Below are 7,938 nucleotides of genomic sequence, written 5' to 3'. Positions count from 1 at the left end.
GTATGTTCCCCTCACCCTAACCCTCTCCCCGGAGGGGCGAGGGGATTGCTCAGTGCTCGCATTAATTTGTGGGGAACCCTCAGCCCTGTGGGAGAGGGTTAGGGTGAGGGCATCAGCCCGCCCATTCCTTAAGCAGGCATCGCCTCGCGCGGAATAATCGCTCCGCGATACTGAATCACCGTGCTGGCCGTCAAGTGTCCGCGCTGCGCTGCCGCTTCTGGCGTACCTCCCGTCAAACGTACCGCCAGATACCCCGCGCTGAAAGAATCGCCCGCCGCAGTGGTATCAATCACTTTCTCTTTCGCCAGCTTCACCGCCGGCACCTCTGTCACGGCTTCACCCGCCACCGCCACCAGGCAAGACTCCGCCCCGCGCTTAATCACCACTTCGCTGACCCCAGCGGCCTGCGTCCGGGCGATGACCTCATCAACCGGCTTTTCACCCCACAGGGCATCTTCATCGTCCAGCGTCAGGAAGGCGATATCGGTGCATTCCAGCATCTGCTGATACACCTGCTGCGTCTCTTCACGGCTGGCCCAGAGGCGCGGACGGTAGTTGTTATCGAAAATCACCTTACCGCCGTTGGCACGGCATTCGCGCAGCAGTGACAGCAGCTTTTCACGGCTCTGCTGGCTCAGGATCGCCAGGCTGATCCCGCTCAGGTAGAGGTAATCGAAGGTGGCCAGCTCTTCGCAAATCGCAGCGGCGGCATCGCTTTCCAGCCAGAATTTGGCAGCCGCTTCATTACGCCAGTAATAGAAGGTGCGCTCGCCGGTACTGTCGGTTTCGATGTAGTACAAACCCGGCAGACGGTTTTCCATTCGCTGGATCAGCGAAGTTTCAACGTTTTCACCCTGCCAGGCCTCCAGCATCTGCTGGCTGAAGCTGTCCGTTCCCAGCGCGGTAACGTAGCTCACGCTCAGCGCGTCGGGGGCGACCTGACGGGCAATGTAAACGGAGGTGTTCAATGTATCGCCGCCAAAACCGCGGCTGACTTCCGCGCCTTTCTGGGACAGCTCAATCATGCATTCGCCAATCACGGCAATTTTCTTAGACATAGTCGTGAACCTGAACAGAGTAATTAAGGGTAGTGTGCGCTGTGTGTTTTTTACGGTCAACCATATTAAAACGACGTTCCATTATTTTTTTTGAGCCAGCGCGTGTTCCGGCATATTTCTGTCATCTTAATTTCATTTTCCCGTTGAATTGAACATAAAGTTCTCACCTGGCGGGCCGATAACTCAGTGACGAGTCCAGAAAGGCTATCCCATACAACAGGACATCCGAAATGAAGTCAGAGCAGGTTATCCAGCGGCTGAGCACTACGCCTGAGGCAAGTATTGAGAACTTGCAGGAGCATCGCTACTGGCTGCAATGTGAGCGAGCGTACACCTATCAGCCTATCTACCGTACTGACGGTCGGTTAATGGCAATTGAGGTGTTAACGGTCGTCACTCATCCATCGAACCCTTCGCAGCGTATCGCGCCGGACCGCTATTTTGCGGAGGTTGCCGTGCGTCAGCGCATCGACGTGCTGGAAGAGCAGTTGAGAATGCTGGCGACGAAGCAGGCGTTCTTCGAGCAGCACGGTATTCTGGCTTCGGTGAACGTGGATGGTCCAACCCTGATGGCGTTACGTCAGAATGCGACGCTGCAGGCGCTGATTGCCACCTTGCCGTGGATGCGCTTCGAGCTGGTGGAACATGTTCAGCTGCCGCAGGACTCCTCATTTGCCTCGATGTGTGAGTTTGGCCCGCTGTGGCTGGATGATTTCGGTACCGGTATGGCCAACTTCTCCGCCCTGAGCGAAGTGCGTTATGACTACATCAAAGTGGCCCGCGATCTGTTTATCATGCTGCGCCAGACACCGGAAGGACGGAACCTGTTTACGATGCTCCTGCAACTGATGAACCGCTATTGCCAGGGCGTCATTGTGGAAGGCGTAGAGACGCTGGAAGAGTGGCGCGACGTGCAAAATTCTCCGGCAGCGGCGGCACAGGGTTATTTCCTCTCTCGTCCTGTCCCCATGGATACCCTGGAAAAGGTGATAACCACCCTCTGATCTGCCCGCTTCCCTTTGTCTGAACTATAGTTTTAAAGGCAAGTTCATCAGGAAAGGGGACAACAATGACAAAAACAACCAGGGTGATTTCCTGGACAGCAGGGATTTTCTTGTTGCTGATCGTGGTCTTAATCATCATTATCGCCACGTTTGACTGGAACCGCCTCAAACCGACCATCAACCAGAAAGTCTCGACCGAGCTAAACCGCCCCTTCGCAATACGTGGCGATTTGGGGGTCGTGTGGGAGCGTCAGAAAGAGGAAACCGGCTGGCGAAGCTGGGTGCCCTGGCCGCACGTTCACGCTGACGACATCATTCTTGGCAACCCGCCGGACATCCCCGAAGTGACCATGATCCACCTGCCGCGCGTGGAAGCCACGCTGGCGCCGTTAGCCCTGTTAACCAAAACGGTGTATCTGCCGTGGATCAAACTTCAGCAGCCCGACGCGCGGCTGATTCGCCTGTCGGAGAAAACCAATAACTGGACGTTCGATCTCGCCAGCAGCGGCGATAAAGATCCGAATGCGCAGCCCTCTTCGTGGTCTTTCCGCCTCGACAATATTCTGTTCGATCGGGGGCGGATCGCCATTGACGATAAAGTGAGTAAGGCTGACGTGGAGATCCTCGTCGATCCGCTGGGCAAGCCGCTGCCGTTTAGCGAAGTGACGGGCAGCAAAGCCAAAGGCGATGACAGCAAAGCTGGCGATTACGTCTTCGGCCTGACAGCGAAAGGGCGCTACAACGGCCAGCCACTGACCGGTAAAGGCAAAATCGGCGGTATGCTGGCGCTCAGGAGCGAGGGTACGCCATTCCCGGTGCAGGCGGACTTCCGCTCGGGCAATACCCGCGTGGCGTTCGTGGGCACGGTTAACGACCCGATGAACATGGGCGGCGTCGACCTCCAGCTTAAGTTTGCCGGGGATTCGCTGGGTGAACTGTACGATCTCACCGGCGTGCTGCTGCCGGATACCCCGCCGTTTGAAACGGACGGGCGGCTGGTCGCAAAAATCGACGCTGAAAAATCGTCCGTCTTTGACTACCGGGGGTTCAACGGCCGCATCGGCGATAGCGATATACACGGCACGCTGACCTACACCACCGGAAAACCGCGCCCGAAACTGGAGGGGGACGTTGAATCCCGCCAGCTGCGTCTGGCCGATCTTGGTCCGCTGATTGGCGTAGATTCGGGTAAAGGCACGAAGTCAAAAGAGGTCAAAAAGGACGCTCAGCCTGCGGGTAAAGTGCTGCCCTATGACCGCTTCGAAACCGACAAGTGGGACGTAATGGATGCGGACGTGCGCTTCAAAGGACGTAAAATTGAGCATGGCAGCACGCTGCCGTTGAGCAACCTCTCGACCCATATCATCCTGAAAAACGCCGATCTGCGCCTGCAACCGCTGAAGTTTGGCATGGCCGGGGGAACCATTTCCTCGAATATCCACCTGGAGGGGGATAAAAAGCCGATGCAGGGAAGGGCGGAGATCCAGGCGCGTCGTCTGAAGCTGAAAGAGCTGATGCCGGACGTGGAGTTGATGCAGAAAACCCTCGGTGAGATGAACGGCGATGCGGATATTCGCGGCACGGGTAACTCTGTGGCCGCGCTGTTAGGCAGCGGAAACGGCAACCTGAAGCTGCTGATGAACGACGGGCTGGTGAGCCGTAACCTGATGGAGATCCTGGGGCTGAACGTCGGTAACTTCATCGTCGGACAAATCTTCGGAGACGATGAAGTGCGCGTGAACTGCGCGGCGGCAAACGTGGACCTGGTCAACGGTGTGGCGCGTCCGCAGATTTTCGCATTCGACACGGAAAACGCGGTTATCAACATCACCGGTACCGCCAGCATGGCGTCCGAGCAGCTGGATTTAACCATCGATCCGGAAAGTAAAGGCATTCGCATCATCACCCTGCGCTCGCCGCTCTACGTTCGCGGGACCTTCAAAGATCCGCAGGCGGGCGTGAAGGCCGGGCCGCTGATTGCGCGCGGTGCGGTTGCCGCCGCCCTCGCCACGCTGGTCACCCCTGCGGCGGCGCTGCTGGCGTTGATTTCGCCGTCAGAAGGCGAAGCGAATCAGTGTCGGACGATTTTGTCGCAGATGAAGAAGTAAGGTGTGGCCTGTTCTTGCCGGGTGACGCTGCGCTTACCCGGCCTACATGTGAATCGTAGGCCGGGTAAGGCGTAGCCGCCACCCGGCATTCGCTTACAGAGTCTGATGCTTAGTTTCGTGCGTCAGCAGCAGCGCAATCAGCGTCAACGCTGCCATGGCCGCCAGATAGACACCCACATAGAACAGACCATAGTTCGCCTGAAGCCACGTGGCGATATACGGGGCCACCGAGGCGCCCAGAATAGACGAAACGTTATAGGAGAACGACGCGCCGGTATAACGCACTTCAGTCGGGAACAGCTCCGGCAGCAGCGCGCCCATTGGGCCAAAGGTCAGCCCCATCAGGCTCAGACCAATCAGCAGATACGCCATCACCAGCGCAGGGCTACCTGAACCCAGCAGCGGCGGGAAGACAAACAGTGCGAACAGGATGATCAGCGAGGTGATGACGATCATGCTTGAACGACGGCCAAATTTATCCGCCAGCAGGCCCGCGATGGGCACCATCACGCCAAATCCAATAACCGCCATCATCAGCATCCACAGCACTTCGTTACGCGGCAGGCCCAGTCCGACCGGTACGGCGGCGGTACTGTAGGTCATGGAGTACACGGTCATGATATAGAACAGCGTGTAGGTCGCCAGCATGATGAACGTACCCAGCACGGTCACGCGGAGGTGTTTGGTCAGCAGCGTCCCCAGCGGAACTTTAACCTGCTTTTTCGCCGCGGCGACTTTAGCGAAGACCGGCGTCTCGTGCAGCGACACGCGCACGTACAGGCCAATCAGCACCAGCACGGCAGAGAAGACGAACGGAATACGCCAGCCCCAGCTCATGAACTGTTCATCGGTCAGCAGCCAGGAGAGGAGCAGGAAGGTGCCGTTCGCGAAGAAGAAGCCAATCGGCGCGCCCAGCTGTGGGAAAGAGCCATACAGGGCACGCTTACGCGCCGGGGCGTTCTCGGTCGCCAGTAGCGCCGCGCCGCCCCATTCCCCGCCCAGCCCCAGGCCCTGACCAAAGCGCGCCAGCGCCAGCAGCACAGGCGCCAGAATGCCGATAGTTTCATAGGTCGGCAGCAGGCCGATGGCGACGGTGGAGATCCCCATCGTCAGCAGCGAGGCAACCAGCGTCACTTTACGACCGACGCGATCGCCAAAGTGGCCAAAGACCGCTGAACCTATAGGACGCGCAACGAAGGCGATAGCAAAGGTAGCTAAAGACTGTAGCGTGGCTGCCGTCGGGTCGCCCTGTGGGAAGAAAATATGCGGAAAGACAATGACCGCAGCGGTGGCGTAAATATAAAAGTCGAAGAACTCAATGGCGGTGCCAATCAGCGATGCGACGACGACTTTATTGCGGGAGTTGACCGGAACGTGTTCCGCCCCTTCGTTAAGTGTGGTGGCTGTTGCTTGCATAATATTTTCTTATTTTTGGACGAACGAAGGGCCATATTAGGCACAGCAAAAGCGACATTTCAATCTGTAACAAAGGCGTGACATGGTCATAAAAGCAACAAAAAGCGGATAATTTTCAGGCCAGCGAAAACACTTCCATGAAATGCTTCACACATTTTAAATATCAGTCATTAAAACTGGTTTTGAGTTAAATAAAAGTTACGGTCTGGATTTATATGCTGAAATGATGAATCGGGCTGAAATATCAGCCCGACAGGACATCAGTGGTGGGTTTTTCCCGGCATGCGCGGGTCGTCTTTATACTCTGCGGTGGCGATCCACGCGGCACAGAACAGCGTCAGGCGTGCGAAGAAATAGAAGAAGGCCATCAGCCCCAGCACCGAACCAAAGGCCGCGCCGGAGGGGGACTTCACCAGCGATGGCAGCGTATAGGTCATCACAATTTTGATCACCTCAAAGCCAATGGCGGCAATCAACGTCCCACGGATCAGCGCCTTCTTGCGCGGCCGATGGCGGGGCAAACGCCAGAAGATCCAGAAGAACAGCAGGTAGTTAGCAAAGATGGAGATAGCAAGCCCTATACCGCGCCAGGCCGGTTTCAGCCATTCAATGTAGTCCAGATACAGCGCGGAGATAATCATCTGCTGCGCAGAACCGGCGACCGAGGTGATAGAGAGCGTGATGACCAGCGCCACCAGCAGACCAATCAGCGAGATAAAGTCGCGCAAATACTTCACCCATATCTTCTCCTGATCCTGCGGCGTACGCTCCCAGACGTCACGCGACTGGGCGCGAATGGCTTCACGCAGGTTGCCCATCCAGTTAACCCCGGAATAGAGCGCAATCAGCAACCCGACGATACCCACGGTGGTACGCTGCTGCACGGCGGTATTGATGGTGCTTTTGAGCGTCGTGGCGAGCGTCTGGTCGCTGACGTTGGTCAGGATCTTATTGAAGATGTCCTGCAACAGCGTCGGGTGAGACGCCAGAACAAAACCGGCGGCGGCAAACGATACCATCAGGATGGGGATCATCGACAGGAAAGAGAAGTAGGTGATCGCCGCGCCAAACTGATTTCCCATGCGGTCGTTAAAGCGCTCAGCGGCGCGGATCAGGTGAGCAATCGCGGGTATCTGCTGAATTTTTTCGGCTATGCCGGTCACGGTGCCCAGCGCTTTGCTGGTCGTTCCAGGCTCCTTCGGCGCTTCAGGCTCGTTATCCATCTTTTTGATGGGTTCATAATCTAAATGTTGAGTCGGTCGTTGCGGGTTATTTTCCGGCGTCACGCGCATTTTCCTTTTCGTTGAGCTGGATGTTACTGAATTATAGCTTGCGACTAGTCCACGTAACTTTTTGTGAGTTCGGTAAGCCACTCCATAAACACATGCACCCGACGGGAGAGGTTACGGCGGTGGGGATAAATGAGGGAGACGGGCATTGGTTCAGCCCGATATTGCGGCAGGATCTCAACGAGTTTTTTCGTGCGCAGGGCATCACGCACCCCGACGCGCGGGACCTGAATAATGCCAAGCCCGGCGATACAGGCGGCCTGGTAGGTTTCCGTGCTGTTAACCGTCAAAACGCCTCCCGTTTTTATCCACTGGGTCGCGCTGCCGTTGAAATACTCAAAACCCAGAGGACGGGTGCCCAGCGTGGCGGAGTAATGAATGAGGGCGTGTGAGCCCAAATCATCCAGCGTCTCAGGGTAGCCGAATCGCGTGAGATAATCCGGGCTGGCGCAGTTAATCACTGAAAGCTTCCCAAGCGGGCGGGCGATAAGCCCGGAGTCCTTCAAGTTTCCCACGCGAACCACGCAGTCAAATCCTTCGCGGATGACATCGACCAGACGATCGCTGCTGCTCAGCTCAAGCTCAATGCCGGGAAACTGTTGTAAAAATGCAGGCAGTTTCGGAATGACGACATTTCGTGCAATGGCAACGGGCATATCCACACGTAGCCGACCGCTGATGGTGGAAGGGTCGTGCAGAAACATGCCGTCCAGTTCGTCCAGATTCATCAGCAGATCTTTTGCGCGTTCGTAATAAACCATGCCGTCCTGCGTCAGGCTGACGCGGCGGGTAGTGCGGTGCAGCAGTTGAGTGCCAAGCGCGTTCTCCAGCGCCTGGATCTGCCGCGAGACACTCCCCTTCGGCAGGCTTAACGTCTCCGCCGCGCGGGTAAAACTCTCCAGTTCCGCGACGCGAAGGAAAAGCTGCATTGCGTATATTTTATCCATAGATATGGGTCATTGTTGTTTGAAATGAAACAGTGAAGCGTTGGCGGCACTATTTATTGATTTTCTACCATCTAATAAGCTCATTCTCAATCTTCATCGCAGTCGAAACGAGGTGA

Annotated in this window: 6 protein-coding genes; 2 read left to right on the top strand and 4 right to left on the bottom strand. The window is 56.5% G+C overall.

What is annotated here, in order from left to right; translation table 11 throughout:
* Positions 1-128: 128 nt before the first annotated feature.
* Positions 129-1,058 (bottom strand): sugar kinase, encoded by a 930-nt coding sequence (locus tag ACNQ0T_RS16845; protein ID WP_022649722.1) that lies wholly within the window; start codon positions 1,056-1,058, stop codon positions 129-131.
* A 230-nt stretch (positions 1,059-1,288) separates the two neighbouring features.
* On the opposite strand from ACNQ0T_RS16845, the gene pdeH reads away from it, so the two are divergent.
* Together pdeH and ACNQ0T_RS16835 are read left to right on the top strand one after the other, a co-directional pair.
* Entirely contained in the window at positions 1,289-2,062 is a 774-nt protein-coding gene (pdeH, locus tag ACNQ0T_RS16840; protein WP_015571521.1) for a cyclic-guanylate-specific phosphodiesterase, read from the top strand.
* Between the two features lie 65 nt (positions 2,063-2,127).
* On the top strand, positions 2,128-4,170 hold the full coding sequence (locus tag ACNQ0T_RS16835; protein ID WP_023298835.1) for an AsmA family protein: 2,043 nt from the start codon (positions 2,128-2,130) through the stop codon (positions 4,168-4,170).
* Positions 4,171-4,263: 93 nt separating this feature from the next.
* On the opposite strand, the gene ACNQ0T_RS16830 is transcribed toward ACNQ0T_RS16835, so the two are convergent.
* From ACNQ0T_RS16830 to ACNQ0T_RS16820, 3 genes are all read right to left on the bottom strand, one after another.
* Positions 4,264-5,586, bottom strand: coding sequence for an MFS transporter (locus ACNQ0T_RS16830; RefSeq protein ID WP_022649720.1), 1,323 nt, complete (start codon positions 5,584-5,586; stop codon positions 4,264-4,266).
* Positions 5,587-5,846: 260 nt separating this feature from the next.
* Positions 5,847-6,872 (bottom strand): inner membrane protein YhjD, encoded by a 1,026-nt coding sequence (gene yhjD, locus ACNQ0T_RS16825; protein WP_022649719.1) that lies wholly within the window; start codon positions 6,870-6,872, stop codon positions 5,847-5,849.
* A 50-nt stretch (positions 6,873-6,922) separates the two neighbouring features.
* The gene (locus tag ACNQ0T_RS16820; protein ID WP_032621978.1) at positions 6,923-7,822 is read right to left on the bottom strand and encodes a LysR family transcriptional regulator; all 900 of its coding nucleotides are present in this window, start codon (positions 7,820-7,822) and stop codon (positions 6,923-6,925) included.
* Between the last annotated feature and the right edge of the window lie 116 nt (positions 7,823-7,938).

The organism is Enterobacter cloacae complex sp.6700776 (assembly GCF_048284255.1).
GTDB lineage: Bacteria > Pseudomonadota > Gammaproteobacteria > Enterobacterales > Enterobacteriaceae > Enterobacter > Enterobacter intestinihominis.
This window is presented reverse-complemented; position numbering and strand designations above follow the sequence as displayed.

Bases quoted from the DNA above. Each gene is read 5' to 3' on its own strand.
- ACNQ0T_RS16845 (WP_022649722.1), bottom strand. From the start codon at position 1,058: ATGTCTAAGAAAATTGCCGTGATTGGCGAATGCATGATTGAGCTGTCC.
- pdeH (WP_015571521.1), top strand. From the start codon at position 1,289: ATGAAGTCAGAGCAGGTTATCCAGCGGCTGAGCACTACGCCTGAGGCA.
- ACNQ0T_RS16835 (WP_023298835.1), top strand. From the start codon at position 2,128: ATGACAAAAACAACCAGGGTGATTTCCTGGACAGCAGGGATTTTCTTG.
- ACNQ0T_RS16830 (WP_022649720.1), bottom strand. From the start codon at position 5,586: ATGCAAGCAACAGCCACCACACTTAACGAAGGGGCGGAACACGTTCCG.
- ACNQ0T_RS16820 (WP_032621978.1), bottom strand. From the start codon at position 7,822: ATGGATAAAATATACGCAATGCAGCTTTTCCTTCGCGTCGCGGAACTG.